Annotated in this window: 28 protein-coding genes and 1 rRNA gene; 10 read left to right on the top strand and 19 right to left on the bottom strand. The window is 37.4% G+C overall.

Annotation, left to right across the window (positions count from 1 at the left end; translation table 11 throughout):
- Positions 1 to 2: 2 nt before the first annotated feature.
- From pcp to BMZ04_RS16545, 9 genes are all read right to left on the bottom strand, one after another.
- Positions 3 to 614: a pyroglutamyl-peptidase I gene (pcp, locus tag BMZ04_RS16585; protein ID WP_093273927.1), complete on the bottom strand. Its 612-nt coding sequence runs from the start codon at positions 612 to 614 to the stop codon at positions 3 to 5.
- Positions 615 to 765: 151 nt separating this feature from the next.
- Positions 766 to 1,587, bottom strand: a complete 822-nt coding sequence (locus BMZ04_RS16580; RefSeq protein ID WP_093273924.1) for an alpha/beta fold hydrolase — start codon at positions 1,585 to 1,587, stop codon at positions 766 to 768.
- Positions 1,588 to 1,706: 119 nt separating this feature from the next.
- Entirely contained in the window at positions 1,707 to 2,321 is a 615-nt protein-coding gene (locus tag BMZ04_RS16575; protein ID WP_093273920.1) for an NUDIX hydrolase, read from the bottom strand.
- Between the two features lie 209 nt (positions 2,322 to 2,530).
- Complete coding sequence (locus BMZ04_RS16570) at positions 2,531 to 4,057, bottom strand: tripartite tricarboxylate transporter permease (protein ID WP_093273917.1); 1,527 nt, start codon at positions 4,055 to 4,057, stop codon at positions 2,531 to 2,533.
- 18 nt (positions 4,058 to 4,075) lie between these two features.
- The gene (locus BMZ04_RS16565; protein ID WP_093273915.1) at positions 4,076 to 4,525 is read right to left on the bottom strand and encodes a tripartite tricarboxylate transporter TctB family protein; all 450 of its coding nucleotides are present in this window, start codon (positions 4,523 to 4,525) and stop codon (positions 4,076 to 4,078) included.
- A gap of 53 nt (positions 4,526 to 4,578) precedes the next feature.
- Positions 4,579 to 5,613, bottom strand: coding sequence for a Bug family tripartite tricarboxylate transporter substrate binding protein (locus tag BMZ04_RS16560; RefSeq protein WP_093273912.1), 1,035 nt, complete (start codon positions 5,611 to 5,613; stop codon positions 4,579 to 4,581).
- 134 nt (positions 5,614 to 5,747) lie between these two features.
- Positions 5,748 to 6,437 (bottom strand): response regulator, encoded by a 690-nt coding sequence (locus tag BMZ04_RS16555; RefSeq protein ID WP_093273909.1) that lies wholly within the window; start codon positions 6,435 to 6,437, stop codon positions 5,748 to 5,750.
- The gene (locus tag BMZ04_RS16550) at positions 6,397 to 8,031 is read right to left on the bottom strand and encodes an ATP-binding protein (RefSeq protein WP_093274616.1); all 1,635 of its coding nucleotides are present in this window, start codon (positions 8,029 to 8,031) and stop codon (positions 6,397 to 6,399) included. The genes BMZ04_RS16555 and BMZ04_RS16550 overlap by 41 nt, the downstream gene beginning before the upstream one ends.
- A gap of 12 nt (positions 8,032 to 8,043) precedes the next feature.
- Positions 8,044 to 8,973, bottom strand: coding sequence for an AEC family transporter (locus BMZ04_RS16545; protein ID WP_093273904.1), 930 nt, complete (start codon positions 8,971 to 8,973; stop codon positions 8,044 to 8,046).
- 157 nt (positions 8,974 to 9,130) lie between these two features.
- On the opposite strand from BMZ04_RS16545, the gene BMZ04_RS16540 reads away from it, so the two are divergent.
- The 6 genes from BMZ04_RS16540 (at position 9,131) to BMZ04_RS16515 (ending at position 13,383) form a co-directional block, all read left to right on the top strand.
- Positions 9,131 to 9,733, top strand: coding sequence for a biotin transporter BioY (locus BMZ04_RS16540; RefSeq protein ID WP_369802684.1), 603 nt, complete (start codon positions 9,131 to 9,133; stop codon positions 9,731 to 9,733).
- Positions 9,730 to 10,740: a biotin synthase BioB gene (bioB, locus tag BMZ04_RS16535; RefSeq protein ID WP_093273901.1), complete on the top strand. Its 1,011-nt coding sequence runs from the start codon at positions 9,730 to 9,732 to the stop codon at positions 10,738 to 10,740. Before BMZ04_RS16540 ends, bioB begins: the two co-directional genes overlap by 4 nt.
- 249 nt (positions 10,741 to 10,989) lie before the next feature.
- Positions 10,990 to 11,709 (top strand): ABC transporter ATP-binding protein, encoded by a 720-nt coding sequence (locus tag BMZ04_RS16530; RefSeq protein ID WP_255367978.1) that lies wholly within the window; start codon positions 10,990 to 10,992, stop codon positions 11,707 to 11,709.
- Positions 11,710 to 11,721: 12 nt separating this feature from the next.
- Positions 11,722 to 12,468, top strand: coding sequence for an ABC transporter permease (locus BMZ04_RS16525; RefSeq protein ID WP_093273895.1), 747 nt, complete (start codon positions 11,722 to 11,724; stop codon positions 12,466 to 12,468).
- A gap of 49 nt (positions 12,469 to 12,517) precedes the next feature.
- Positions 12,518 to 12,976: a LytTR family DNA-binding domain-containing protein gene (locus tag BMZ04_RS16520; protein ID WP_093273888.1), complete on the top strand. Its 459-nt coding sequence runs from the start codon at positions 12,518 to 12,520 to the stop codon at positions 12,974 to 12,976.
- On the top strand, positions 12,973 to 13,383 hold the full coding sequence (locus BMZ04_RS16515; RefSeq protein ID WP_093273885.1) for a DUF3021 domain-containing protein: 411 nt from the start codon (positions 12,973 to 12,975) through the stop codon (positions 13,381 to 13,383). The genes BMZ04_RS16520 and BMZ04_RS16515 overlap by 4 nt, the downstream gene beginning before the upstream one ends.
- 40 nt (positions 13,384 to 13,423) lie before the next feature.
- On the opposite strand, the gene BMZ04_RS16510 is transcribed toward BMZ04_RS16515, so the two are convergent.
- Positions 13,424 to 14,584, bottom strand: a complete 1,161-nt coding sequence (locus BMZ04_RS16510) for a PstS family phosphate ABC transporter substrate-binding protein (protein ID WP_093273879.1) — start codon at positions 14,582 to 14,584, stop codon at positions 13,424 to 13,426.
- A gap of 191 nt (positions 14,585 to 14,775) precedes the next feature.
- Between BMZ04_RS16510 and BMZ04_RS16505 the strand changes: the two genes are divergently transcribed.
- On the top strand, positions 14,776 to 16,938 hold the full coding sequence (locus tag BMZ04_RS16505; protein ID WP_218145529.1) for a M28 family peptidase: 2,163 nt from the start codon (positions 14,776 to 14,778) through the stop codon (positions 16,936 to 16,938).
- Positions 16,939 to 16,980: 42 nt separating this feature from the next.
- On the opposite strand, the gene BMZ04_RS16500 is transcribed toward BMZ04_RS16505, so the two are convergent.
- Entirely contained in the window at positions 16,981 to 17,943 is a 963-nt protein-coding gene (locus tag BMZ04_RS16500) for a D-2-hydroxyacid dehydrogenase family protein (protein WP_093273874.1), read from the bottom strand.
- A gap of 18 nt (positions 17,944 to 17,961) precedes the next feature.
- Entirely contained in the window at positions 17,962 to 18,696 is a 735-nt protein-coding gene (locus BMZ04_RS16495; protein ID WP_093273870.1) for a sulfite exporter TauE/SafE family protein, read from the bottom strand.
- Between the two features lie 164 nt (positions 18,697 to 18,860).
- Between BMZ04_RS16495 and BMZ04_RS16490 the strand changes: the two genes are divergently transcribed.
- The gene (locus tag BMZ04_RS16490; RefSeq protein WP_093273866.1) at positions 18,861 to 19,856 is read left to right on the top strand and encodes a PQQ-dependent sugar dehydrogenase; all 996 of its coding nucleotides are present in this window, start codon (positions 18,861 to 18,863) and stop codon (positions 19,854 to 19,856) included.
- Positions 19,857 to 19,863: 7 nt separating this feature from the next.
- Here BMZ04_RS16490 and BMZ04_RS22920 read toward each other — a convergent pair whose 3' ends face one another.
- Positions 19,864 to 20,853, bottom strand: coding sequence for a GNAT family N-acetyltransferase (locus BMZ04_RS22920; protein WP_255367977.1), 990 nt, complete (start codon positions 20,851 to 20,853; stop codon positions 19,864 to 19,866).
- 95 nt (positions 20,854 to 20,948) lie between these two features.
- On the opposite strand from BMZ04_RS22920, the gene BMZ04_RS16480 reads away from it, so the two are divergent.
- Positions 20,949 to 22,091 (top strand): FAD-dependent monooxygenase, encoded by a 1,143-nt coding sequence (locus BMZ04_RS16480; protein ID WP_093273861.1) that lies wholly within the window; start codon positions 20,949 to 20,951, stop codon positions 22,089 to 22,091.
- A 26-nt stretch (positions 22,092 to 22,117) separates the two neighbouring features.
- On the opposite strand, the gene BMZ04_RS16475 is transcribed toward BMZ04_RS16480, so the two are convergent.
- The 5 genes from BMZ04_RS16475 to BMZ04_RS16455 all read right to left on the bottom strand — a co-directional run bounded on the left by BMZ04_RS16475 (position 22,118) and on the right by BMZ04_RS16455 (position 25,958).
- A complete protein-coding gene (locus tag BMZ04_RS16475) occupies positions 22,118 to 22,819 on the bottom strand; it encodes a hypothetical protein (protein ID WP_093273857.1) in 702 nt (233 codons plus the stop codon).
- Entirely contained in the window at positions 22,816 to 23,547 is a 732-nt protein-coding gene (locus BMZ04_RS16470) for a hypothetical protein (protein WP_093273853.1), read from the bottom strand. Before BMZ04_RS16470 ends, BMZ04_RS16475 begins: the two co-directional genes overlap by 4 nt.
- The gene (locus BMZ04_RS16465) at positions 23,534 to 24,412 is read right to left on the bottom strand and encodes an ATP-binding cassette domain-containing protein (RefSeq protein ID WP_093273850.1); all 879 of its coding nucleotides are present in this window, start codon (positions 24,410 to 24,412) and stop codon (positions 23,534 to 23,536) included. The genes BMZ04_RS16470 and BMZ04_RS16465 overlap by 14 nt, the downstream gene beginning before the upstream one ends.
- Positions 24,409 to 24,783, bottom strand: coding sequence for a GntR family transcriptional regulator (locus BMZ04_RS16460; RefSeq protein WP_093273844.1), 375 nt, complete (start codon positions 24,781 to 24,783; stop codon positions 24,409 to 24,411). The genes BMZ04_RS16465 and BMZ04_RS16460 overlap by 4 nt, the downstream gene beginning before the upstream one ends.
- 296 nt (positions 24,784 to 25,079) lie before the next feature.
- Positions 25,080 to 25,958 carry a helix-turn-helix transcriptional regulator gene (locus BMZ04_RS16455; RefSeq protein ID WP_369802683.1) on the bottom strand — a complete coding sequence of 293 codons (879 nt, stop codon included), beginning with the start codon at positions 25,956 to 25,958 and terminating at the stop codon, positions 25,080 to 25,082.
- Positions 25,959 to 26,105: 147 nt separating this feature from the next.
- Between BMZ04_RS16455 and BMZ04_RS16450 the strand changes: the two genes are divergently transcribed.
- Entirely contained in the window at positions 26,106 to 26,465 is a 360-nt protein-coding gene (locus BMZ04_RS16450) for a VOC family protein (protein ID WP_093273840.1), read from the top strand.
- A gap of 386 nt (positions 26,466 to 26,851) precedes the next feature.
- On the opposite strand, the gene rrf is transcribed toward BMZ04_RS16450, so the two are convergent.
- Positions 26,852 to 26,943 (bottom strand): 5S ribosomal RNA (rrf, locus tag BMZ04_RS16445); the annotation flags it as partial.

The following is a 26,943-nucleotide window of genomic DNA, read 5'->3' as shown; positions in this document are numbered from 1 at the left end:
CTTCAATATTTTTCCCCAAGTACTCCAATACAAATTTCCACACTTCGCTTCAAATCTGCATGTGACCAACTGGGTATCTTTCCATGCTGTATAGCTAGTTCATGAGAAGCGGGAATATGGATAAATCCAGCTTTCATATCGATTTTCGTTGTTTTCGCATAATGCAAAGCTTCGTACATGACGTTGTTGCATAGATAAGTTCCTGCTGTATTGGATATTTCTGCAGGGAATCCTGCTTCTATTAGTTTGTTGACCATTTGACGGATCGGCAATGTGGAAAAGTAGCCTGGTTCTCCTTCTAGATTAATAGATTCATCGATTGGGACATGTCCTTCGTTGTCAGCTGCTCCATCTTTTACGTTAATCGCAATGCGTTCTGGTGTAATTTTGTATCTTCCTCCCGCTAGACCTAATGAAATAACCACATCCGGTTCTATTTCTTCGATATGTGCTAATAGTTCAGCTCCAGATGATGCAAAATCGACTGGCAATACTTGTCCTACTATCTCATAACCGGCAATATCTTGTCCGTCTAGCTCTTCTACAATGCGCATAGTAGGATTTACTGTGAAAGATAGAAATGGTTCAAATCCTGTTAATAATAGTTTCTTCATCTTGTTGCCTCCTCGTTTATTCTTTATCTTTAGTTTGTGTTTCTTCCACATGTATGTCAACTCACTTGCACGGTCACAAATAATCACTTCACAAAAATGCAGACTCTCAGCTTACAGAGAGTCTGCATTTCTAAATTTTTTTACTTCACAGTCATGCTTTTAAAAACTTTTCTACCAGTTTATTAAATTTCTCACTATGCTCCCAGAACATGAGGTGCCCGCCAAGTACTTCTATGGAGGTTTTCGGGGAATTTTTTTGTGTAAACGCAATTGCTGTATCTGCCCAATGATCCGCAACAATCGTCAATGTAGGTACTGTTTCGCTCGCTTCATTCGCCTCTTCACGGTAATCAGAGAACATACCAGAAGCAAATAAATTAGCAGCAATATAATAAGGCGTTTTTAAAGATTGCTCTACTAGCCAATTCAACTCGTCCTCGGTTACATCACGTTGTACCATGACACTCGTTGTATATGCCTTCATAAATTCCCGTTGACCAGCTGGATTGCGTAAGTAAGTGTTATAGATTGCCCCAATGTCACCTAAAGGACCTTCCACCCAATCTTCTACATCGTTTGTTGATAATGCCTTTGGTGACATGTCAATGAAAATAAGGGATTTTACATTGTCATAGCCGTTCTGTTTAAGATACTCCCAAACTGTTAAGCACCCGAATGACCAGCCTGCCAGCGTTACGTTCTTTAGTTGTAATGCATCGAGTACCTTTGCCAAATCCGTTCCATGAGTTACATAATCATTTCCTTGTAACGTAATCGATGAGCGACCATGACTTCTTGGATCAATAACAATTACTCGATTTGTTTTGGCAAAATGTTCGACTTGATGGGTAAACACTTCCGTTGTAAATGTAAAACCAGGGATGAAAACAATTGGGTCACCACTTCCTATATCTTGAACATATAATTCTACACCAGGATCTACTTCCACATACTTTCCTACCGACACTGTCATCAGCTAGCCTCCTTATCGTAAGAGCAACAATAATAGAATTCTTGTCCACTCTTCGTTATATACAACATATTCGAACACAGTTATAAAAATTCCCTATTCACATTTTCTAATAAAACTATCTACTTAATCGTCTCTACAAAATGTTTTAATATCCTAGCAGTTAAACCCCATATTGTATATTTTTCAAAATCATAAAACCATTCTTCTATCGCACGTGGTCTCCATTGGTATTTATCGCCATTCACAATCTTTTCATAAGGGAAATCGGTTAAGGGCATCGGTTGAACCGATACTGTGTGCATATAAGGTTGATAACTTAACAACCAGTCGACTGGTATCGTGAATACCTCTTCTACCTCTTGTCTGTTGAAGGAATGTATTTGATCTTGGTCAATCGTCGCTACAAATGGATACACAACAAAAGAAGGCGATGAAATATACGCACTCATTTGTCCCAAAACGTTGATACATGCTGGATCAATACCTAATTCTTCATGGGTTTCTCGTATGGCTGCATCCATTGGCGATGCATCTGTAGGATCGATTCGACCACCTGGAAAACTAATATCCCCTGGTTGACTTCTCATTGTTAGTGAACGTACTTCAAAAAGGACATGCCATTCTTTATCCACTTGAACGAGTGGAATCATAATAGCTGAACGTAATGCGGTCTCCTCCCCAATAAATAGAGGTTGGTTTTCGTTTAACTTATTCTTCAGCTTATCCATGAACACGGAACCTCCCCCTCCCATAGCTTTTTATACTCCAATCGTATCATGAAAATTACTGTTGAGAAAAGAAGCAGTACAATCATGACATTGTTTCAGAGATAAGTTCTCACTATATCGTAGTCCTGCTAGAGTCATAAGATTTTCTATACGGCCACAAATAATCGTATAATAAGAAATGCAGACTCTACACGTAAACGGAGTCTGCATTCCTATTAACCTTCTTCATTTATAATAACTTTTCGTCCTCTAAGCTTGAGCAATAATGGAACTAACAACCACGCTACAGCTGCAACAATAAATACTAATGACAATGGTTTCGTAAAGAAAATACTGAAATCTCCATTAGAAATTGTTAAAGCACGTCGCATATTATTTTCAATCATTGGTCCTAATACAAGTGCTAGCACTAAAGGAGCCACCGGGTAATCATTCTTTGATAATAGATAACCTAAAATCCCACAGCCCAACAATAGGAATAAATCAAACGTTGTATATTGTACTGCATAAACACCAAAAAATGAGATTGCGATAATCATTGGTAGTAAATACTTTTTCGGTGTTTGAATAATTTTAGCGAAAACTCTTACCAATGGCATATTCAGTACAAGTAGCATTAAGTTCCCGATGAACATACTTGCGATCAATCCCCATGCAACTTCAGGGTGCTCATCAAATAGTAGTGGACCTGGTTGAATATTGTACATGATTAGTGCGCCCATTAATATGGCGGTTGTACCTGATCCAGGAATCCCTAACGTAAGAAGTGGAATCATTGCTCCACCAGAGGCTGCATTATTCGCTGATTCTGGGCCCGCTACACCAGCAATATTTCCTTTTCCGAACGACTCGGGGTTTTTACTGAATTTCTTCTCCGTTGTGTAAGAAAAGAAAGATGCTAAAGTTGCTCCTGCTCCTGGTAAAACACCTATAAAGAAGCCTAGAAGAGATCCACGAACAATGGGAACTGTACTATCCTTCAAATCCTGCTTTGTCGGTAATACTCGATTGATTTTTGCTATGCTTCCAGTTTCTTCGTCACGCTCTAGAATTGTTTTAATAACTTCTCCAAGTGCAAATAATCCTACTGCGATTGTTAAAAACTCCAAGCCTGAGTATAAAACCGGCTGATCATATGTAAAACGGGCAATACCAGAAACTGCGTCAATTCCAATTGTTCCTAACATTAGTCCGAAAACCGTCATCATCAATGCTTTTGTCATTGATTTTCCCGCAAGTCCACTAACAGCCGCTAACCCTAATAACATTAGTGAAAAATATTCAGCTGGTCCAAATTTTATCGCCACATTTGAGAGTGGTTCAGCTAAAAGTACAAGTCCTATTAATGCCACAATTCCCGCAAAAAAGGAACCAATTGCTGCGATTGATAAAGCGGATCCTGCTCGACCTTGTTGAGCCATTTGATACCCATCTAATGTAGTAACTACAGAGGACGATTCCCCTGGTGTGTTTAATAAAATCGAAGTTGTAGAGCCTCCGTACATTGCTCCATAGTAAACTCCTGCTAACAATATAAGTGAACTTGCTGCTGCATCTCCTGTTGGCATTCCTGAAGTAATGGTCGCTGTTACAGGAATAAGAAGAGCAACACCACTCATCGGGCCGATACCTGGTAGAACGCCTACTGCAGTCCCGATAAGAACACCGACAAATGCAAACAGTATATTATGCCATTGAAACGCAACTTTAAATCCGTCCGCTAAAAATTGTAATGTATCCATAGCTTAATCTCTCCTTCCCTAAAACAGTGGAAACCCTGGCAGTGAACCGCCGAGAACCTCTGAAAACAAATAATACACACCAAATGAAAAAGCTGCCGAAATGATAACGGAATAGACCACTTTTCCTCGTTCCATCGTTTGAAATGCGATCAATAAAAATAGAAAAGTGGATACAGCATATCCAATTTTCTCTAAGAAAAATGCATACAGAACTGCGCTCCCAAAAATAATAAAGAATTTCTTGTATTGTAGCTTTTCTTTCTTCGATTCTTCCGTTTTGTATTTAAACGTTTCATAGATTAGTCGAATACTCAAAGCCATCAAAACAATACCAAGCCACATTGGAAATATCTTTGGACCGACAGATGAACCATAGGCACTATCGGAAATTTTTTGACTTTCTATTAAAAATAAAATTCCTATTAACAAAAAGGCAACACCGGCAAACCGGTCGAATTTTTTATTCATATTTTTATTCCCTCCTAACTTAAAAAGGCGACTTTGCAGCCGCCTTTATACTATTATTTTTGCATGCCAAGTGCTGTTAAAAGTTCCACAATCACTTTATCTTGTTCTTCTAAATAAGTAGTAAAGTCTGCTGAGTTACGATATTCGCTTGCCCAACCATTTTTCTCTAACTCTGCTTTCCACTCGTCTGTTTCTACCATTTTTGCTAGTTTGTCAGACCAATAGTTTACCGCACCTTCAGACATTTCTTTCGGTCCAAAAATACCTCTCCAAATCGTAAACTCTGCATCGATACCAGACTCTTTAAAAGTTGGTACTTCTGCTAGTTCACCTTGTAAACGTTCGGAAGAGCTAACTGCTAATACGCGTACATCTCCAGATTTTGCATATGTTGCAATAGTAGATGCATCAGTTGCGATAACGTCAGCATTACCACCTAGTAACGCAGCAACTGCTTCTCCCCCACCATCATATGAAACATACTTCACTGATTTTGGATCAATTCCTGCTTCAAATGCAGGCAAGATTCCTACTAGATGATCCATTGATCCAGGTGCAGATCCACCTGCCAGTGTTACTGCAGTTGGATCCTCTTTTATCGCATCTAGAACATCTTGCAGTGTTTCAAAAGATGAATCACTTTTTACAACAATTGCTCCGTAGTCACGAGTTAGTTGTGCTAGTGGAGTTGTATCTCTGTAACCGTAAGGGCTATTCCCTTCCGCTTTGTCATTATTAATAAGAATTGGTGGTGACTTTACCATCAGTACATAGTCATTTTTCGCTTCTTTCGTTGCGAACTGTGCCATGTAAACAGCACCGCCGCCTCCTGGTTTATTTTCAACAACGATTGATTTCTCGATTAATTTCGTATCATTCATCGTTTTAGCTATAGATCGTGCTGTTAAATCCCATCCGCCTCCAGCACCTGATGGAGCAACAATCGTAATATTATTTTTCGGGTAATCCGATGCAGTTGTTCCTTCGACTTTACTTTCGCTTCCTTTTTCACTTGACGAACAAGCCGCTAAGCCTATTGCCAAAGCCGCTGTAAACGCGATTGACGTGACTTTCTTCCAAGTTTTCATAAAATCCCCCTTATCCCCCATGTAATGATAGCGTTTTCATACGCTTGTTAATAATTTATCAGAACATTTAACAAATACAATGTTTATGGCGATAAGTTGGATAATGAAAATTGTGATCATTTTGTTCATATTGTTCACGACAAATGGATAAAGTATCTCCGTTCAGGTCTACCAACTGTTCCATAAATAAGTTCCGCGTAGACAAGCTTTTCAGAAGCAAGATACTCTAAGTAACGCCTTGCAGTTGAACGACTTACACCAACCTCCACCCCAAGTGCTTCCGCTGTAATGCCGTCATTCACTTTCTTAATATGATTGACCACTTTTTCCTTCGTAATTGGATCAATTCCTTTTGGCGGAGTATCTTCTGAATTAGAAACGGAAGAAGTGTTATTCCAAAGAGACTTGATTAAGTCTTCTTGGACTTTCCCGGTACCTGTAAGAATATCCCTTTTCATCTTATAGGATAGTAAACTTTCTTTAAACTTCTCAAAAGTTAGTGGTTTTAAAATATAGTCTGCCACGCCTCCTCGAAACGCTTTTTTCACTATTTCTGACTCTGCTGCTGCAGTGATAAAAATGATATCTGTATCCGGACTATGTTCTTGAATGATTGTCAGTAAATCCGTTCCCAGTGTATCTGGAAGATATACATCTAGTAAAATTAAATCTGGCATATACGAAATAATCCAATCCTTTGCTTCTTCTCCTGTGTACGCAGAACCGATAACCTTGAATCCTTCTAACTTTTCAATAAATCGTCTATGAATATCAGAAATTCGTTTATCGTCTTCCACTATTAATATCTCTATTTGCTTTGTCATGTAAATATCCCCCTTTTGGAATAGAAACGATAAACAGTGCTCCACCCAAATCTCCATTTTCAAGCGCAATAGAACCACCTAGATCGTTCACATTTTCCTTTACCTTCGCCAAACCAAATCCCCGATTCGTTTCACTTTTCGTAGACACTTTCTCTTGCCAAACTACATCCAGTACTTCCACCGGCACCCCTGCTCCGGAATCTTCTACTTCTATTATTATTTCCTCTCCGTTATCCACGATCAATATGCGGACATTGCGCAGCTCTTCTGGTAATTTTTCAACCGCTTCAAATGCATTTGTCACTAAGTTACCAATGATAGACACAAATAGATGCTTTTGTAGATGTTTTGGTAGTTTTTCTAAATAACTATCTTCATCCAATATAAACCGCACTTTTAATTCCTTTGCACGATTAAGAAACCCTATAACAATTCCTCCAAGGAATGGATCCTGCAAACGTTTCGTCATAAATTGAATAAGGGATTGATGCTCTGCCGTCTCTACATGGATTAAGTTAATGGCTTCGTCATAAGAGTTCAATTGAATAAGTCCTGAAATCGTATATAAAAAGTTATTATATTCATGTGTTTGGGCGCGTAAAGCCTCCGTATATTGCTTAACTTGAGATAGTTCTTCTGCTAAACGGTCAATGTCCGATTGAGAACGAAAACTAGACACAGCGCCGATAATTTTCTCGCCTACACGAATTGGTATTCGATTGACGATTGCCTTTTCCCCTCTTATTTCCATCGATCGGTCTAAATGTTCTTCGCCCGATTCTAGTACTTGCGGAAGATATGTATTTGGTATAACATCCCAAACGTTTCGACCGACTAATTCGGTCTGCGACGGTAATGATAATATTTCAAGTGCTGCTAAATTTGCCATTGTAATTATGCCTTTTGCATCTACCATAATAATTCCTTCACGAACGGATTCTATTAATGCATTACGCTCTGTAAATAAATTCGCTATTTCTGCTGGTTCAAGATTAAACAGTTCTTTCTTTATATTCCTTGCCAATATACTAGAACCAAGAATTCCTAGTAATATCGCAATCACGACGATATAGGAAATATTATCCACATACCGAATGAATATCGTTGTCATATCCTCTTTTAAAAACCCAACTGATATAATACCAATAATTTCTCCGTTCTCATCCTTTACAGGTGCCTTTCCTCTAAGCGCTGTACCAAGTGTGCCAGTGGCTTCCGAAATATAGGATCTCCCGTTTAATAGGGCTTGTTCATTGTCATCCCCAACCATTTTTTTCCCGATTCTTTCTACTACTGGATGCGCATAACGAATACCTTCTTTATCCCCAATAACAACATATTCCGCTCCTGTATCTGACTGAATAGACATCGCAATCGGCTGTAACGTATCTGATGGATTCTCTGACCCGAAACCTGCTACAATATCTGGTCGCTTTGCCGTTGTTACAGCAATACTAAGCGCTCTTTCTCCAATTTGGCCTTCAATCGCATGCGAAATGATAAAGTAAAAAGATATACCCGTCATAATCGCTACGACTGATACAAAGACTGCTCCAAAACCAAAAATACGTGCTTGTAATGACCTCTTTTCCATTCTCTTCACTCACTATCCCCACAAAATATTCGAAAGATAAATAACAATTGTTACCGTAATACAGCTAACGACCGTCGAAAACAACACAATTTGAGCAGCTAAATTTGCCTCCACATCATACTCCAGTGCAAGGGTTGAGCTATTTCTAGACGTTGGAAACGCACTTGCGATAAATAATGACTGCGCAACGACTCCGTCAAACCCCATTAATAGGATTAATCCAAACGCTAGGACTGGTCCTAACACTAAGCGGCCAATTGTACTTGTTAATATGACTTTGTTTAAAATCGTTTTAATATCTAATTGTGCTAACTGCGCACCTAGGGTAATTAAAGCAATCGAAATAAACGCATTCGCTAAATAATCTACGGGAATACGTAAAAATATTGGAATACCAATATCGAATATATTCATCACTGCACCGATTAGGAGCGCATGGACAATAGGCATACGGAGCAAACTCCGTAAAATATCTAGGCCAGATTTTGTAGAAGCGATTAAATTATAAAGACCATATGTATACGTAATAATATTTTGGAAAATCACAATAATAATTTGAATAGATGTTCCAAGAGGATTCGTAGCAAAAAGCATCTGACTGACTGGAATACCGTAGTTTCCAGAGTTAATGAGTACCACACTATTTTTATAAATAGCCGCTTGGTTACTATTAAGTTTTAATAGTTTACTAATGATCGTTCCTAACACCATTAAACAAATACTGAAGATTACTAGGTAAAACACGATTTGTGCCAATACTTCTGCATTCACCTTTGTTTCATATATATTGATAAAAACAGCTGCCGGCATTAAGCAATAGGTGATTAAATTCGAAAGTGCCTTCAAATTAAATTGAAACTTTAGCTGCAGTGCCGCTCCAATGCCAAGCATAATCAGAATCGGGGCAACTACTTGAAAAAAAACCATGCCTAAATAAACCATTCACAATACCCCTTCCCCCCAAAAATACATATCTCACCGAATATTATCGCACTGTTTATAATTTTCTGCCACACAACAAATGTGTTAACTAAAATAAAATAATGGTTTACACTTTTACTTTCAATACCTATAATTAAAAGCGAAAGGGGTGTATAAATTGGTAAAATCACGTTTGCATGGAATGATATTGGCTTCGTTATTTGCTGCGCTAATGGGGATTGGAGCAAATATTACCTCCTTGCTTCCATTTTTCGTTATCGCTGGAGTTCCTATTACGTTTCAGCCGGTAGTTAGTTTACTTGCTGGTACATTGCTCGGGAAAAAATATGGACCTCTTGCAATGACAATTTATTTATTCATTGGACTAGCTGGTATTCCAGTATTTGCACGTTTTAGTGGTGGAATTAGCGCCATTCTCAGCCCGACATTTGGATTTTTATTAGCATTCATTTTTGTTGCTTGGGTTGCAGGAGTTGTTACGGAAAAGAGTAAATCGTTTAAGATGCTTTTAGTTGCGTCTTTAATCGGAACTGTCATCGTTTATATAATTGGAACTAACTGGATGTATTTAGCCTATTCGTTTTGGTTTGCCGCTCCAGAAGGCTTCTCTTATAAAATGGGATGGACTATTATGATGGTCCCCCTTCCAAAAGACATTGCGTTATCTGTTCTTTCCGCCATGATTTCGTATAAAGTGCTTCGAGCTTTTCCAGCTAAGACACAAAGTAGCTCCACTATTAAAAATGAGGTGATAGGATGAATTGGCACGCACTAGCAGAAAATGTTTTGAATGGCCATCAGCTAACAGATCAGGAATGTCTCGATTTTTTACAAGCAGATAGTAAGGATACGCTATCCCAATTAGATGCAGCATATTTGATACGCCACCATTACTATGGAAATGATGTCAAACTAAATATGCTGATCAACACAAAGTCAGGTTTATGCCCTGAAAACTGCCGATACTGTTCGCAATCTTCTGAATCAGATGCACCTATTGAGAAATATAGAATGATGACAAAAGATGAAATTGTGAAAGGTGCAAAACGAGCGGCAGAGCTAGGAGCTGGAACTTTTTGTATTGTTGCAAGTGGTCGAGGTCCAAGTAGACATGAGTTAGCAACCGTTAAAGCAGCAGCAAAAGAAATTAAAGAAACATTGCCACTTAAATTATGTGGGTGTCTCGGTATTCTTGCGGATAATCAAGCAGAAGAATTAAAAGAAGCTGGTATTGATCGATATAATCACAATATAAACACATCATCTGAGTTCCACGAAAATATCGTATCCACTCATACATTTGATGATCGAGTGGGAACCATCGAGAAAGTGAAACAGGCTGGAATGTCTCCTTGTTCTGGCGTTATTATCGGAATGGGCGAATCATTCGAACATATTGTTAGCATGATGCGTTCACTTTCATCTTTAAATACAGACTCTATACCGATAAACTTCTTACACGCGATTGATGGAACTGCCTTTGCAGACAAAGAACCTTTAACGCCGATGTGGTGTTTACGTATTGTGGCACTTGCTCGTTTCATGCTTCCAACGAAAGAAATAAGAATTGCGGGAGGGCGCGAACTTAACTTACGTTCCTTGCAACCAATGGCATTATATGCTGCAAATTCTATATTCCTAGGGGACTATTTAACAACCTCAGGACAAGAAGCAGAAAAAGATTTAAAGATGATTGAAGATTTAGGATTTGTTGTAGAGAAAGATGCTTTCGCACGAAGTGCTGAACATTTTGAAGTAAGTTATTAACTATGACCAATTCTTTATCCTGGACAATCGTAACCCCTTTACTATAAATAGAAAAAGGCGTTGAAAGTGATTAAGTCACTTTCAACGTCTTTTTTAGTAATCGTATTTCGGATCTCTGTCCTTCTGTAAGTGACCAGCTGTTTTTGGCAAGTCACTCCCCTAATCCCACCAGTCACAAAAATCCAGCTTACATAGATGAAGTTTAGCCATACAATGGCAATACAAAGAAAATTACCGGAGGGATTACACGTGAATATCATTAATGTGAGCGATCTAAAAAAATCATATGGAACAAACAATGTGTTACAAGGAGTGAACTTTCAAGCCCGATCTGGAGAAGTCATTGGAGTGATTGGAAAAAATGGAGCTGGAAAATCAACCTTTCTCGAGATTTTAATGACAATCAAACAATACGATGCAGGAACAGTTAGCGTATTGGATGAAAATATTAAATCACTGTCTATGAACCAGCTTGAAGAAATTCGTAAACAAATTTCTGTTGTCCTCCAACCAACGCAATTTTATAAAACATTGAAAGTAGAAGAATTACTAAAATTATTCAAAGCATATTACAAATCTTCCATTGACATAAAAAAGGTCATGGCTGATTTTAAATTGGAACCTCACCGAAAAAAGTACTTTGATAAACTTTCAGGTGGTTGGAAACAAATTGTTAGTTTAGCAATCGCTTTCTTATCAGAACCAAAACTCCTTATATTGGATGAACCAACAACTGGACTGGATCCACATATGCGCAATATCCTTTGGTCCTACATTACAGATTACAATAAACGAACAGGCGGAACGGTTATTTTAACGACACATAATATGGATGAAATCGAATTATATTGCGATAAAGTGATGCTTATCAATAATGGATTAAATGAAGTATTCGATACAACGGAAGGCATTTTAGCATCTGGCTACAAATCGATTAACGAGTTCTATCTTAAGAAAGTATCTATTTAAGGGGGAAAAGTTATGTTAGTGACGCAGTTAAAATATGATTTATTAATGTTTTCAAGGGAATTGTTTTACTTAGTTTTCACTATTTTCGTACCACCTGCAACGTATGTTTTTATGGGGCAATTGTTTGGAGAGCAAACGTATGCAGGAAATTTAAGCTATGTACAAACGTATACACCATCCTTCATCTTAGTCATCACATTCACGGTTGTGTTTTTCGCTTTCGGTTTCGATCAAGTAACACATCGCACGACAGGGGTAGAAAAACGAATTTATCTTTCCCCAGTTTCTAAAAATACGTTACTACTTTCTAGCATTATCCGCTCCATTATCATTACAAGTCTAGGATTTGGATTTATCTCTATCATCGGACTTTTGATGTATGATTTGGAATTCCAGTTATTAGGACTGATAACTTCTTACGGATTTTTCATCTTACTTAATGCTGCATTGCTTGTCATCGCATCTGCTATTTACTCCTTCTTCAAAAATATGAATAGTGCTTTAGTTTTCTCTATTGTAATTTTTCAAGTAGTGATTTTTACGGGTGGGTTTGCAATGCCAATTAGTATGATGCCGAAATTCATCCAGGTTATTGCCGATTTCAATCCGATGTATCATATGAATAATTTATTTATCGCTGTATGGAATGGGCAGCTTACTTTTGATAATAATGTGTTTCTTTCGATTGGCTACATTGGAGCACTAGTTGCGATTGCACTCGTCACTCTTCGTATTCAGAATAAACGAAAAATAGGATAGCCCACTTCCTTCGAAACGTTTACACTTAAGTGGAGAGGGGTGTAAAGAATTGAAAGTATCGTTGAATATAGATAATGATTTTAAAGAAACAAAAGTGATTATTGAAACACCGGAATTAGACGGTCCTGTACAGGAGATTTTAGATTTTATCAAAGGTCGTGAAACAGAATTTCTCGTAGGAAAAGATGGAGAAATGCAACATATTTTAAAACCGAGTGACATTCATTACTTTCACACCGAAAAAGAGGCTGTTGTCGCGGTAACCTCTACTGGTTCATACAAATTAAAAGAAAAACTGTATGAATTGGAAGAAATACTTCCTTCCAATAAATTTATCCGGCTCTCCAAATCGGTTATTGCAAATCTTCATGAATTAAGCCGATTTGAGGCATCATTTAATGGCACACTTTGTGTATATTTTAAATCAGGTATGAAGGAATATGTTTCTCGTACTTATGTGACTTCGATAAAAGAAGCATTAAAAATGAATAGGAGGAAAAGCGAGTGAAAACCTTTTTATTTCGAAGTATGATTGGTATTTTCTTCGGTGCATTTCTTGCAATTGTATTTACAAATTTGTATGTACTATCAAATGATCATATTATGCTAGATGGGACATTATTTCTGAAAAATTCACTTGGTTCTATCTTTTGTGGTTGGTTTTTCACGGTCAGCTCCCTCTATTTTGAAAATCCGAATTTGCGACTATATCAGCAAACAGCTTTACATTTTGTCACGGTTATCATATTGTATTTCATTTTAGCTTTTGGAATTGGATGGGTACCATTTAATATGGCTAGTTTTTTCATTGCCATTGCTTTATTCCTAGGATTCTACGTTATTTTTTGGACGTCATTCTATCTTTATTTTAATCGACAAATGAAGAAATTAAATGAAGAGCTGGAGATGCTTTAATCGAAAAAGAAGAGCTTCAATTTAAGAGCTCTTCTCTTTATTACTCTAACGATACATATCCTGTTTTTTCAATTAGTTCCTGTCCTTGTGGAGATAAGATCCATGCGATGAATTTCTCTACATTTGGGTTATCTGTACCTGCTGTCACAATGTAAAATTCCGAAGCAATCGGATATTCTCCAGATCGTATAGTTTCCCTAGTAGGTGCGACACCTTCTATTTCTAATAGCTTAATTTTCTTATTTTGTACCATTTCAGTAGAATAAAAACGGAATGTATATCCAATAGCATTTTTGTAGTTTTTATATTGAGAGACTTCTTTAATAATACCACCCATTCCAGTAGCAATATCCTCTGTTTGCGCTTCCATAATTGGAAGTTCTCCCATTAAGTGCTCCAAGGCCGACTGGCTTCCACTATCTGCTGGACGTTGGAATGCTCGGATATTGTCCTTTGCCCCTCCAACTTCTTGCCAATTCGTTACTTTCCCACCATATATATTTTTTATTTGCTCCATTGAAAGACCAGAAATAGGGTTTTTCTGGTGGACAAAAAAGACAAATGCTTCGCGTCCAATTGGTGCCATTTTAAGCTCTTTCCCATTTTGCTTTGCCGTAGTAACTTGTGATGTGGAAGGTGCTGCGGCAAAAATCATATCCACTCTCCCGTTGATTAAATTGGTATACGCATCTATCGTCGTATTGACCATGACCTCACTATCAAATGGATCATATTCTTTTTTAGGGTATGTCGCTTGAACAAATGCAGAGTAAAGTGGGTAAAGTGCCGTTGCACCGTCCATTTTGGGTAAGTCCCCTGTCAACTTCAAAGTAGAATCATAATCTAAAGTTGCGATCTTTCTGGAATCTGAGAAAGGCATATAATCGTACACATTTACTTCTGCATCCACTGAAGGAATCCAATTCTTATAAATTTGTTGAATAGGAGAAATCGAACTAACTAAAATAACTGCGCCGGCAATACTTCCGAATACGACTTTCCGTTTCTTCGTTTTGAAAAAATGAAAAAGATAACATACATAACTAACATACAAAACTACCGCTGTTGTAATAATTAACACAACATAATGTATATTTCCTGTTAGTAATACAATGAATAATATAAATAACGTTAAAAAAAACATTCCTACAAGTACAAAGAGTGCGTATAAAATTGGTTCCACAAGTGACTTTTTCTCCAAAAGATATCTCCCCCCCATTTTGTATATTCTACAAATATACGGATATCCCTTTCTCTTTAATGCGCCTGTTTATTCAATAATTTTTGGGGAACTATATTGTTGATAAATATTTTTCAATATTAGTATTGCTAATATTTAATAAATGTCGTTTAATTATCTAGTTATTAAAAAAACGCAAAGGAATGTGATAAATGAAAAAGCTTATTAGCTACCTGACGTTGTCGATGATAGTCGGAATGTTATTAGTGGCATGTACACCAAAAGAAGAAACATCAAAAGAGAAAGAAGATACTGTTCAAGATAGTAAACTTGTTACTCGAGAAGAAGCAAATAGCAATTATCTTTCTGCAGTAGACGTAGATTACGCCTATAATTTCGCAAAAAGTCTTGAAGAATTTAAAACCAATGAAAAGCTAGGATATCGTCCTGCTGGTTCTGAAGCGGAATTGAAAACTGGGGAAAAAATTGGGGAAGAAATGAAGAAAATTGGGCTTACCGAAGTGACAAAAGATGAATTTACCGTCGACACTTGGGAATTTGAAAAAGCAGATTTAACCTTTACCGACGCAGATGGGAAAGAACATCTTGCTGTTCTAGGTGCCTATCAAGTAAACTTTGACACGAATGGCGAAAAAGAACTTGAGATTATCTATGGTGGGAAAGGTACTGAAGATGACCTTGAAGGATTGGATATTGAAGGCAAGCTTGTTTTAATAGATATTAACCAACGCAAGGAATGGTGGATCAGCTATCCTACTTATCAAGCACATTTAAAAGGTGCAGCAGCTGTAATTGCAGTACAAGAGGCAGGCTATGGTGATGTGGATCCAGATGCTCTAAATGCGCAAGATATTTGTGGACCAGATGATGCACCTGCGTTTTCTATGTCTCAAACAGATGGAAATAATTTAAAGAAAGCATTAGAAGCTAGTAACAACGGTACAATGACTGTAAAATTTGATGCAAAATCTACTGTGAAACTGGATGGCAAAACGTATAACTACTACGGTAAAATCATTGGTAAAGACCCAGAATCGTATATCATTTTATCTGCGCATTATGATTCGTATTTCTCCGGATTCCAAGATGACAACGCAGCAATTGGTTTGATGATGGGTATTGCCAAAGGGTTAGTGGATAGCGGTTATCAACCAGAAAAAACGATTATTTTCAATGCACTTGCTGCAGAAGAGTGGGGCGTTTCCAATACTCGCTATGACTGGTCAACAGGTGCGTACAATCAAATTTTCAATATCCACCCAGAATGGGTAGGTAAGGCTTTTGCCAATATGAACTTTGAGCTTCCTGCTTATGAACATACAACACAAGATGAAATCCGCTCTGTTTATGAGTTAAATAACTATTTAACGAAATTTACAGAGAAAGTACCAACTGTAGAAGGTGTTTATAAAGATGGTATTTCAGTTATATCACCACTTCGTACTTGGTCAGATGATTTCTCTTTTGGGATTGCCGGTGTTCCTGCACTTCGTAATGACTTCCAGGATAGTGATTTCATGCGTACTCATTACCACTCTCAATTTGATAATGAAGACACATACAATGAAGATGCACTGCAATTTCATTTGAATTTATATGGATTACTTGCCATGCACTATGATGAAACTGCTGTAGTTCCACTAGATTTCACAACTCGTTTGAATGCTATGAAAGAAGATATTCATGCAGAGGTATTTGAAAAAGCTGATGTTTCATCAGACGAGCTGGTAACAGAAATCGATCGCGTTATTGCAACCGCAGACGAAGTAAATGCGCGTGTTGCAAAAGTAAATGAAGACTATTTAGCCGCACTAACAAAAGGCGATTCTGATACAGCTAACAAGCTATATCAAGAAAGTAGAGATCTAAATAGTGGATTACTTGCTGCATTTAAATATGCAGAGGATCAGTTTGTGCGCCTAACATGGGAAGACGAGCAAATTTTCCCTCACGAACATGCACAAAACAATATTGATAAATTAGCTTTATCCATTGATGCGTTAAATAAAGGCGATATCGCTTCTCCATTGGACGAGTATTTATATGCAGTTGATAATAACTGGTATGCATATGATTTCGATAAAGAAGTATTTGATTACTTCACAGACTACGTACTAGAAGCTCCAGAAGAAAAACTTATGTGGGGTAAAGGTAGAATTGTCGATCATGAAGATCTATTTGACACGATTAATTCGTTACAGGCAAAAAGAGAACAAGCTAATGCCGATGTAACTGTCGAACTTGAAACATTAAGCGGTGCTTTAGAAAGACAAAAAGAGTTACTTAAAACAACTGTTGCAGATGAAACTGCAAGCGTAATAGAACTTGGTTCAATGTTAACTGAGTTGAAATAATTGAAAAGAGTTCCTAACGATTCTGTTAGGAACTCCTTTTCATTATGAATTGATTTGCCGAATAACTTTCCCATCTAGAAATGCTTGAATATCTTCTACTGCTTCACGGTAATAGATGCTGTAGTTCTGTTCACTCACATAGCCTAAATGAGGAGTAGCCAGAACGTTTGGTAGCTTACGGAATGGATGATTACCTGGAAGTGGTTCGATGTCAAAAACATCTATGCCCGCTCCTGCTATCCAATTTTCTCGGAGTGCTTTTATTAACGCATCTTTATCCACGATTGCTGCACGTGAAGTATTGATTAGAAAAGCAGAAGTTTTCATAAGCTGCAATTCTTTTAGACCAATTAGTCCCTTCGTTCTCTCACTTAACACAAGGTGAATGGAAACAAAGTCGCTCGATTCCAATAGTTCTTCTTTAGATGCTGCTAACTGTACGCCATATTTGTCGGCTATTTCTCTCGTTAAGTTTTGACTCCAAGCGATCACTTCCATGCCAAATGCCTGCGCTATTACTGCCATACGACTTCCGATTTTACCGAGTCCTAGGACTCCAAGGCGTTTGCCATATAGATCTGCCCCAACCGTACTTTGCCATGGACCGTTATTGCGAAACTCATTAGTTTCTTTTGTAATTTGTCGAGCTAGATTCAATATTAACGCCCAAGTTAGCTCCGTTGGTGGTTCAGACATGCTCGCTGTACCACAAACAATTACTCCTTGTTTTGTTGCAGCAACGAGGTCTATCGATGCATTTCTCATGCCTGATGTGATAAGTAATTTTAGGTTTGGAAGCTTTTCAAACAAAGATGCAGTAAAAGGTGTTCTTTCACGCATAATAATGACAATTTCAAAATTACTAATTGCCTCTACCAATTGTTCTTCGCTTTCAAAATGATTACTGAATGATTGCACATCTACCTTCTCCAAGACACTGGACCAATCAACCAACTCTAGTGCTACATTTTGATAATCATCTAATATAACGCAACGAAGTTTCATAAAATAATCCCCTCTTCATTATTTTAAATAATCCACCACTATTTGTACGAGCAATAGCACTGTTACTACTCTGAGTAGCGGCTTTATATGTTCTGATTTTAACTTGCGTGCTAAACGTACTCCTAACTGGGCACCTACTATTGCTCCAATCATCAATGCAATGGTCAGTGGCCAAATGATTTTTCCAGTCGATATATACGTTATAGATGCTCCAAAACAACTTGCGAAAACGCCAATTCTTGCTAGACCAACCGCTCGGATATATGCTATTTTTTGACTAGCATACAAATACATTGCCAGCGTGCTGCTCCCTGGCCCAAACATACCGTCATACATACCAATTCCGAGTAGGGCTGGACCTATCTTTTTATTGATACGTAACGGCTCCGCTCCATCAAAGTTTCCGCTACCCATGAAAGATGTAATGAATGCAAAGCTGAGTAATAAAATCGCAATAATCGTCAACACTTGCCCACTTAAAAACGAGGCAATCAGTCCACCTAAAACGCCACCGCCTAAGCAAAATGCGATGACAGCCAATGCTTCTTTTCCAGAAACTTCTTTCTGTTTAAATATAACGAGAAAACTAGTTAACGAACTAACCGTATTGGATACTTTGTTTGCACCAATCGCAGAATGTACTGGTAATCCCATAAGTAACATCGTTGGTAAGCTAATAAGCCCCCCACCACCAACTAATGTGCCGACAACATTGCCAACAACCCCTATCATAAAAAAGAGGATAAATTCCATAGAAAAGCCTTCTTTCATTTCGTACTGAATGTATCTAAAGCATACCGCTCCCTAGCCTATAAGTAAATTCAATAGTATTTATCGTATTGCATTAAAAATACTTATCAGTTGTAGCAGATGAATGTACTAAAAAAACGGGAACTATTATACAAGGAGGGATTACGATGAAAAAGTTATTACTATTATCACTAATTTTAGTCGGTTGTTCGGATGAAACTATTTCAGATGCTGAGCCAATTGCAGAAAAAGTTGCAACCAATCTAAATACTCCATGGTCAATTAATCAATACGAAGATACTTTATATATATCCGAACGGGTAGGTACTATTGCAAAAATAAACGATGGAAAGGTAGAACATGAAACTTTACAGCTATCAAGTAACTTATCTCATGCATCAGAAGCTGGGCTACTAGGTTTTGTGTTGAAGAATGATTTCAAGGATTCACAGGAAGCATATGCCTATTACACATATGATCAAAACGAAGAGGCTTTCAACCGAGTGGTGACATTGAAAAAAGAAAACAATACTTGGTATGAAAAGATCATACACCTCGATAAAATACCTACTGGAAATATCCATCATGGTGGTCGGTTAGCAATTGGACCTGATAATCTACTATATGTAACTGTTGGAGATGCTGGGAACCCACAAAATGCTCAGGATCCAACCTCTCTTAATGGTAAAATACTACGAATGAAGGAGGACGGATCCTTCGAAATTTTCTCAAGTGGACATCGTAATCCACAAGGGCTCGCATGGGACAAAGATGGAACACTTTATGAAGCAGAACATGGTCAATCTGCCAATGATGAAATTAATCGTATTGAACAAGGGAAAAACTATGGATACCCAATTATACAAGGGAATGAAGCGAAAGAAGGGCTAGAAATACCTATTATAACTTCAGGAGACATAGAAACCTGGGCTCCATCTGGTATTACTTTTCATAAAGGAAAACTGTACGTCGCCACACTCCGCGGAGAAGCAGTAAAAGTAATGGATGTTTCCACAGGAGAAGTCGAGCGTTCGATTACTGGATTTGGAAGAGTTCGAGATGTATATTCAGATGGTGAATCACTATATTTTATTACGAATAATACGGATGGACGAGGAACACCTAATGCAGACGATGATGTGTTATATAAATTGAATGAATAATCCCCCTTTAACAAGGGGATTTTATCATTCGGTGGTAACGCAATGAACTAATATTGTCATCTCCAGTACTTTCATAAGCCTGTTCTTCCATTTGAAAAATGAACCCTCGTGCTTCATAAAAAGGAATACCGAGATCATTTCCTTTTGCAGCTGACACCCATTGTTCTTTTGCTTTGTATTGTATACGCTGAATCTCCGTAAAATAGTTTAGTAACTTAGTGCCAATACCTTGTCCACGTTTTACAGGATCTAAATACAGTACGTATATTTCTGCTACACCTTCCTCGTCTACTCCTCCACCTATTGCCCCGACAATTTGGTCGTTTAGCACCGCAACATAATATCCGTTCCACTCACGACTTGTAGATATGATTTCATCCTGAATTCGTGCAGTCGTATAATACTTCTCAATGATTCTTTCTATGTATTCCGTTGTGTACAACTCTTTATATGTATTCCACTGTGCAGTAACGCATATATCTACAATCCCTTGTTCATCTCCAGGGATTGCTTGTCGAATAATAATTTCCTTCAACTTCAAACACATAGCAATCTGTACACCCGATCTTCCAGTAAATCGTTTCCCTTCATCGATGAATCCTGCTTTTATATAGAGGGATTGTGCTGCTTTGTTCGCTTCATTAACGCCTAGTACAACTTGATTTACTTGAGGAAAATGTTCCTTTATATATGATGGAATGAGCGCCATAGATGACTTTGCAATTCCTCGACCTTGATACGCTGGATGAATCGAGTATCCCCGAAGTAAAATACTATCTGGCTGATCTGTATAATGGAATTTATCATCACCCGTATCTAACACAAAAAAACCTGCAACTTGCTCATTTTCTAATATCACTACTGGTGTGTAAGTTGACATGCGAACTCTTCGTTCGAGCAATTCAAGCGGATGTGCTGTGTACGTAAGATGTTCTTCTGACAGTGGATAATCTTCTAATGCAGTTCGATATTTTTCATCATATACTACAAGTTCCATCACAATAATTCCCCCAATCATTGATTTTATATTAGCATAACATAAAATTTTCAATTTAATTTGATAAACTAAGGATAAGAAAGGTGCTGATTGCTATGGATATTGTAATTATTGGCGGTGGAATTGGAGGTCTTTGCGCTGCTATAACTTTACAAAAACAAGGGTTTTCGGTAAACGTGTACGAGACATCTCCAACTTTTCAACCGGTCGGGGCTGGTATTGGAATTGGCTCGAATGCCATGCAAGCCCTTATGAATATTGGTGTCGGTGAAAAAGTTTTTGCAAATGGGAACGTTTTGCACACGCAAATTTTTCTAAATGCCAAAGGGCGGACACTAAATTCCATTGATTTCTCCGTACTAAAAGAACGATTTGGACAAGAGAACATTACCATTCATCGAGCTGATTTACATCAAACATTTTTAGAAGCATTAAAACCAACTACGGTTCATTACAATAAAAAATGTGTGAATGTTGAACAGAATGGAGACAAAGTAACCGCTTATTTTGAAGATGAAACAGAAGTGACCGCAGACTTACTTATTGCTGCGGATGGTATTCATTCCCCTATTCGAAAAAAACTAGTGCCAAATTCTGCTCCACGATATTCTGGCTATACTTGTTGGCGCGGTATCACGGAAAATAAAGGCAAAGTAGACGAGTTTACATCAACTGAAATTTGGTCCTCTACCGGCCGATTTGGTATGGCACCGATGAGAAATGGACAAATCTACTGGTTTGCATGTATCAATGCACGCGAAAAGGATCCTTTTTATCAACATCTCGAACGCAAGGAAATCGCCAATCTTTATAAACATTTTCCTGATATAGTACCTGCCACAATTCGGGATACGCCAACTGAGTTCATACTTCATCATGACATTATGGACATTAAGCCTCTGCACAACTTCACATTCGGTCGTATTGTGTTACTAGGCGACGCTGCACATGCAACCACCCCAAATATGGGACAAGGTGCTGGACAAGCGATTGAAGACGCGATCGTGCTTGGAAACGCATTTCAGCAGTTCGATGAAGTGGAAAAAGTACTTACTTATTACGAAGAAAAACGTATAGCGCGTACGACAAAAGTGATTAACTTATCACGGCAAATCGGTGCAGCAGCACAGCTTTGTTCCCGCTCACTTGCTAGTGCTCGTGATTTTTTATTTCCATTAATCCCATCTAAATTGCTGTTATGGCGATTAAAGTTTCTATTTGATGTGAAACAAAAATAAAAGTGCCTCTAAGAAGGCACTCTTGCTTAATAAAATTGTAGTCCATCTTTATCTATCACATTAATATGTTTTGGGACTTTTAAGTAAATATATGTGTAGCCTAAAACACGTCTTTGTTCCCTGACATCCAAGCTATCAACAATCGAAAGGGCCGCTAGTTCATTGGAAAAACGATAATATGTTAGTTCTTTATGAGGAGGGGCTTTCAATATTATTTGTTTGTCTTTTATTTCAATCTTTGATAATGGGATTTCCTCTCCCAAGTTTATACCATCCATGTATGAATGTGTCTTATACATTTTGACTTCCACCAATTGCTCCTTTGAATCCGTCCATTCAATGTTCAATCTTTCAGTTGGAAAATTAGAACCAATTGAAATTATTTCTAATGTATCTCCTTCTAATTCTTGTGTCCATTCTTCTACTAAAAAATTTGGATCAAACTTACTTTCCTCATTGTTTTCAAATGCTTGCTGAAATACTTTATTTTCAGTTTTAAGCATTGTATATTCTTTTGGAGCTACAATTTCATCCCCATTTGCTGAGATAAGTTCATACACAAAAGCTGCCAATAAAAGAATACCTACATAAATATATAGTACCCACTTATTCAATCGTTGCGACCAATTGAAACGATTCGATGTACTTTTTGCCACCCGAAGTATTCGCCAGATGATAAATAGTATACCGAGAAAAGGTAAAATGGATAACATTGCGAAATTACTCATCGTCTGACCTCCAATCGATTCGAACAAACAATTGCTAGTACAAAGAGAACAATTGATACACCAATTAATTTGACGATCAAAAATAACAAAGATCCATTATCAACAAATATAAATTGAAGAATCATTTGACCGGTCTTCGTCGTAGGTGTTGCAATGATTAAAACGATTAACAGAAACATATATGCCTTATGCATATAAACAAGCGTTCCCCATAGATACCCTCCAGCAGAAATCATAAGAATTAAACAGATTAATAAGCCCATATTGATAATCGAACCAAGCGGATCATCTATAATACTTACACTTTTCACATAATCTACATTGTTAAAAAGAGGCAGCACAGTGCGTAATATATTATTAGATAAAAACGTAGTAACACCAGCAAATACACTCATCATAATAAGTACAATAATATTTGATAAATTATTGCTAAAACTATTTGTGACAAACGATAAGTTGCTATTTCGATATCCCTTTGTTGTAATGACGTTCCCAATAAACAGCGCCCAAATTGCTACAAATATGAAAACAGTATCCGTCGAAACTACAACGACTTGAATATCCGTATTGTTAATATTGGTGCTCATAGAACTCGTTCCATTCATCGAAAATACCAGCCCAAGTAACTGTACAAAAACTAGAGATACGAGAGTACCCAAATATGCATTCATCTTAAATTTTACTTGCGTCCTAACTACTTCTCCCAATGTACTATTACTTAAAAACATCATCGATTCCCCCTTTCCTATCATCCGTCACATACATGCACACATCACTAGCAGAAACCGGATAAATCATAACCCCCTCTATCAGAGGTAAGTCTTCCCTTCTAATCACTACATACTTCCGCTGACTATCTAATTGCTTCGTATGAAGAATTTCCTTCCCCGCAGTCATCTTTTCTACTAAATTTGTCGGACCTTGAAGAGCAACTGCATACTCTTTTACTTCCTCTAATGATTGATGAAAAACAACCTTCCCTTTGTGGATAAGTAAAATATCTTCTAGCAAATGCTCCATTTCCGCTAAGTGATGGCTCGATATCAAGATGGTACGAGGATGTGCTATATAATCTTTCAATAGCGCTCGGTAGAAATCCGATCGAACCGCTTCATCCATTCCATTTGTAGGTTCATCAAACATCGTCAACTCGCATCTAGTCGACAACCCAAAAATCATATTAAACGTTGCTTTATTACCTTTAGATAATCTTGCATGTAATTGTTTTGGATTCAATCTAAAATACCGAAAAAGGTTAGTCGCAAGCTCCGCATCCCATCTCTTATAAAAATCCGGTGCGGTCTCTAATATATCTGCTAGCGTCAAAGAATCGGGAAAGCTCATTTGATCATCAACCAATATACTGTTTGCTGATACACGCAAATTGTTATATGGGTTGTTTGAGAATACTTTAACGTCTCCAGAACTTTCTCGAATAAAACCAGCTAATACTTTTAGCAATGTCGTTTTCCCGGCGCCATTACGTCCGATCAAACCGGTAATTTTTTGGTCTTCCAATTGAAATGTTATATCTTCTAATGCATTCATTCTCTTATAACGCTTTTTTAGATTTTGGCAGTCAATAACCGTCACTTTTGTTCCCCCTCACATTTCTTTATCAACTGAATCAGTTCCTCTTCTGTCACAGATAGCCGCCTTGCTTCTAAAACAAGCTCCATTGCCATCTGTGTTAATGTTTCGTTTCGTCGCTTCTCAAGAATCATGCTTTTCGCTTCTAATGCTACGAACATGCCTAATCCTCTTCTCTTATACAGGATTTGTTGTTCTACAAGTATCGTTAATCCTTTTGCTGCTGTTGCTGGGTTGATGTTAAATAGGTCAGCTAATTGATATTGAGAATGAACTTTTTCATCACTCTGAAAACGATCAGCAATTATTTCATTTTCAATCCATTCTGCGATTCTAATATAAATAGGCTTCGTGCTATCTGAATTTAAATCCAATTTAACTGTCCTCCTTTCAAGAGAGTCAGTACATTAGTGTTGTAATGTAGTATATATCAATTTTTCGAAAATGTCTATCTAATTAAAACAAGCAGCCACATTATAGGAATGTGGCTGCTTGTTTTAATTTCGATATATCTGACGGTCCCATTACGCCTGTATACTTCCATATTTAATGGTTAACAATATCTTTAATCCAATCGTAAAAGCTATTTCCTAAGTAAAATTTCAAAGCTATTATAAGAATAAAGATCGTAGCAGTAATAGCGAGTCCAATAATACTTTTTGTTCGTTACTCATTTATATTCTAACTCTAGTTCAAAATTCAAATTAACTGGCTTACTTGGCATGTTTTCAGGCATCATCATATTCGTAGAGGGTGTTTTTTCATCCACTTCTACTAATGTAAATTCATCCATCCATACCTCTCCAGCACCTAGCAGCATAACACCGAAATAAATAGCACCTGCATTTGGTGGAACATCTAACACTACCGAGTAATGATTCCAACCAGTCGTATCTTTAATAGGACGGTTTTGCATATTATCAAATTGCAAGGTGTCTCCATCTTTCCCATCGACTCTCATCCATAATCCAGCTGCCCCTTCCACATCCTTCGTTTGAATAAAGCAAGACAATTTCATGCGTTTTCCTAGCCATTCTTGCGCATGAAACTGTTGCATGACAGTTCCGAAACCTTCTTTTGCAACTTCTCCTATAGATCGCAATTGACCTGAAGCATTTCCTTTAAGAACATTTTCAATATCTCTTCGCATCTCATAACTCTCACTATTCGTACCACTTAAAAACCAACCTTCCATTCTCTCTACCTCCTCAAAAATTTTTTCTTCCAATAAAGTCCGCATGAGCGTTCGATACTTTCCTGGCGGTAATCCATACACCTTGCGAAATGCTCTCGTAAAGGATTCTTGTGATTCAAACTGATAACTAATTGCAATTTCCAATATCCGAGTATCTGTGTAAATAAGTTTATTTGCTGCGCTTGTGATCCTTCTTTGTCGTACATATTCATGGAGTGACATGCCAACATGCTTTTGAAATAAACGATGAAAATGATAAAAGGAATATCCTGTGAATTGAACAATCTCTTCATTTTTAATAGAGTCTTCAATCTTTGTTTCTAGCCAGCTTACCGTTTTTTGAATGATATTCACTAGCTCATGCACCTCCTTAGTACTTATCATAATCGTTCTATTTAGTTTCATTTTGATATTTTTTGCGAAACTTTACTTAATATAATTAGTATAAAGGATTTTTTGGATTTATATAGAAATTGTATTAGAGAGATGGAGGTTTTATAGATGAAGATAGGTCAAATTGCAGTAAATGTAGAAAACGTGGAACGTGCTGTCGAATTTTATAAAGAAGTAATAGGGTTACCGTTGTTATTCGAAACAAGCGGGCTAGCCTTTTTCCAGTGTGAAGATACAAGACTATTATTGAGTAGGCCGGAATCGGAAGAATTTGATCATCCAAGTTCTGTGTTGTATTTTAAAGTAGATGATTTACAATCAGAGGTAACTCGTATGAAAGCAGCAGGGGCAACATTTATAGATGAACCACATATGGTAGCTAAAATGGATGATACTGAAACTTGGATGGCATTTTTCAAAGACACAGAAGGTAACACCCATGCGTTAATGAGTGAAATTTCTAGTTAATAATCCCCCTTATTGGGGATTTTTTGTTTTATAAATAGATTTTTCTTAAGCCGCCCAATTATAACTTTTACTGTTTATTTATGTACAATTCCATTGATAAATTTTCATTATTTTATTCTGTCTTTTAAAACCAGGACAATCTTGCGCGATAGTTGGACGATCTCTCCCTAAAATGGGGCAATCACTTACTAGCTAAAAAGTAAATTTGCATAAAAAGGAGAAATAATATATTCCGATGGAAAACGATCTTTGAAGAATTATTTAAACTTCAAATTTTTGATGAATCATGTCGTTATTTCCTGGGAAATGTCGTTTCTTATTGTTACTGCTATTCTAAGAACACAAAAAAGTCGTTACCGATTACTCGATAACGACTTCTTATTAGTGCCCAGCGACGTCCTACTCTCACAGGGGGAATCCCCCAACTACCATCGGCGCAAAAGAGCTTAACTTCCGTGTTCGGTATGGGAACGGGTGT

The sequence above is a fragment of the Psychrobacillus sp. OK032 genome, from assembly GCF_900111345.1.
GTDB lineage: Bacteria > Bacillota > Bacilli > Bacillales_A > Planococcaceae > Psychrobacillus.
This window is presented reverse-complemented; position numbering and strand designations above follow the sequence as displayed.

Coding starts and splice junctions, on each gene's coding strand:
- pcp (WP_093273927.1), bottom strand. CDS start 614: ATGAAGAAACTATTATTAACAGGATTTGAACCATTTCTATCTTTCACA.
- BMZ04_RS16580 (WP_093273924.1), bottom strand. CDS start 1,587: ATGACAGTGTCGGTAGGAAAGTATGTGGAAGTAGATCCTGGTGTAGAA.
- BMZ04_RS16570 (WP_093273917.1), bottom strand. CDS start 4,057: ATGGATACATTACAATTTTTAGCGGACGGATTTAAAGTTGCGTTTCAA.
- BMZ04_RS16565 (WP_093273915.1), bottom strand. CDS start 4,525: ATGAATAAAAAATTCGACCGGTTTGCCGGTGTTGCCTTTTTGTTAATA.
- BMZ04_RS16560 (WP_093273912.1), bottom strand. CDS start 5,613: ATGAAAACTTGGAAGAAAGTCACGTCAATCGCGTTTACAGCGGCTTTG.
- BMZ04_RS16555 (WP_093273909.1), bottom strand. CDS start 6,437: ATGACAAAGCAAATAGAGATATTAATAGTGGAAGACGATAAACGAATT.
- BMZ04_RS16550 (WP_093274616.1), bottom strand. CDS start 8,031: ATGGAAAAGAGGTCATTACAAGCACGTATTTTTGGTTTTGGAGCAGTC.
- BMZ04_RS16545 (WP_093273904.1), bottom strand. CDS start 8,973: ATGGTTTATTTAGGCATGGTTTTTTTTCAAGTAGTTGCCCCGATTCTG.
- bioB (WP_093273901.1), top strand. CDS start 9,730: ATGAATTGGCACGCACTAGCAGAAAATGTTTTGAATGGCCATCAGCTA.
- BMZ04_RS16525 (WP_093273895.1), top strand. CDS start 11,722: ATGTTAGTGACGCAGTTAAAATATGATTTATTAATGTTTTCAAGGGAA.
- BMZ04_RS16505 (WP_218145529.1), top strand. CDS start 14,776: ATGAAAAAGCTTATTAGCTACCTGACGTTGTCGATGATAGTCGGAATG.
- BMZ04_RS16500 (WP_093273874.1), bottom strand. CDS start 17,943: ATGAAACTTCGTTGCGTTATATTAGATGATTATCAAAATGTAGCACTA.
- BMZ04_RS16495 (WP_093273870.1), bottom strand. CDS start 18,696: ATGGAATTTATCCTCTTTTTTATGATAGGGGTTGTTGGCAATGTTGTC.
- BMZ04_RS16490 (WP_093273866.1), top strand. CDS start 18,861: ATGAAAAAGTTATTACTATTATCACTAATTTTAGTCGGTTGTTCGGAT.
- BMZ04_RS22920 (WP_255367977.1), bottom strand. CDS start 20,853: ATGGAACTTGTAGTATATGATGAAAAATATCGAACTGCATTAGAAGAT.
- BMZ04_RS16480 (WP_093273861.1), top strand. CDS start 20,949: ATGGATATTGTAATTATTGGCGGTGGAATTGGAGGTCTTTGCGCTGCT.
- BMZ04_RS16475 (WP_093273857.1), bottom strand. CDS start 22,819: ATGAGTAATTTCGCAATGTTATCCATTTTACCTTTTCTCGGTATACTA.
- BMZ04_RS16470 (WP_093273853.1), bottom strand. CDS start 23,547: ATGTTTTTAAGTAATAGTACATTGGGAGAAGTAGTTAGGACGCAAGTA.
- BMZ04_RS16450 (WP_093273840.1), top strand. CDS start 26,106: ATGAAGATAGGTCAAATTGCAGTAAATGTAGAAAACGTGGAACGTGCT.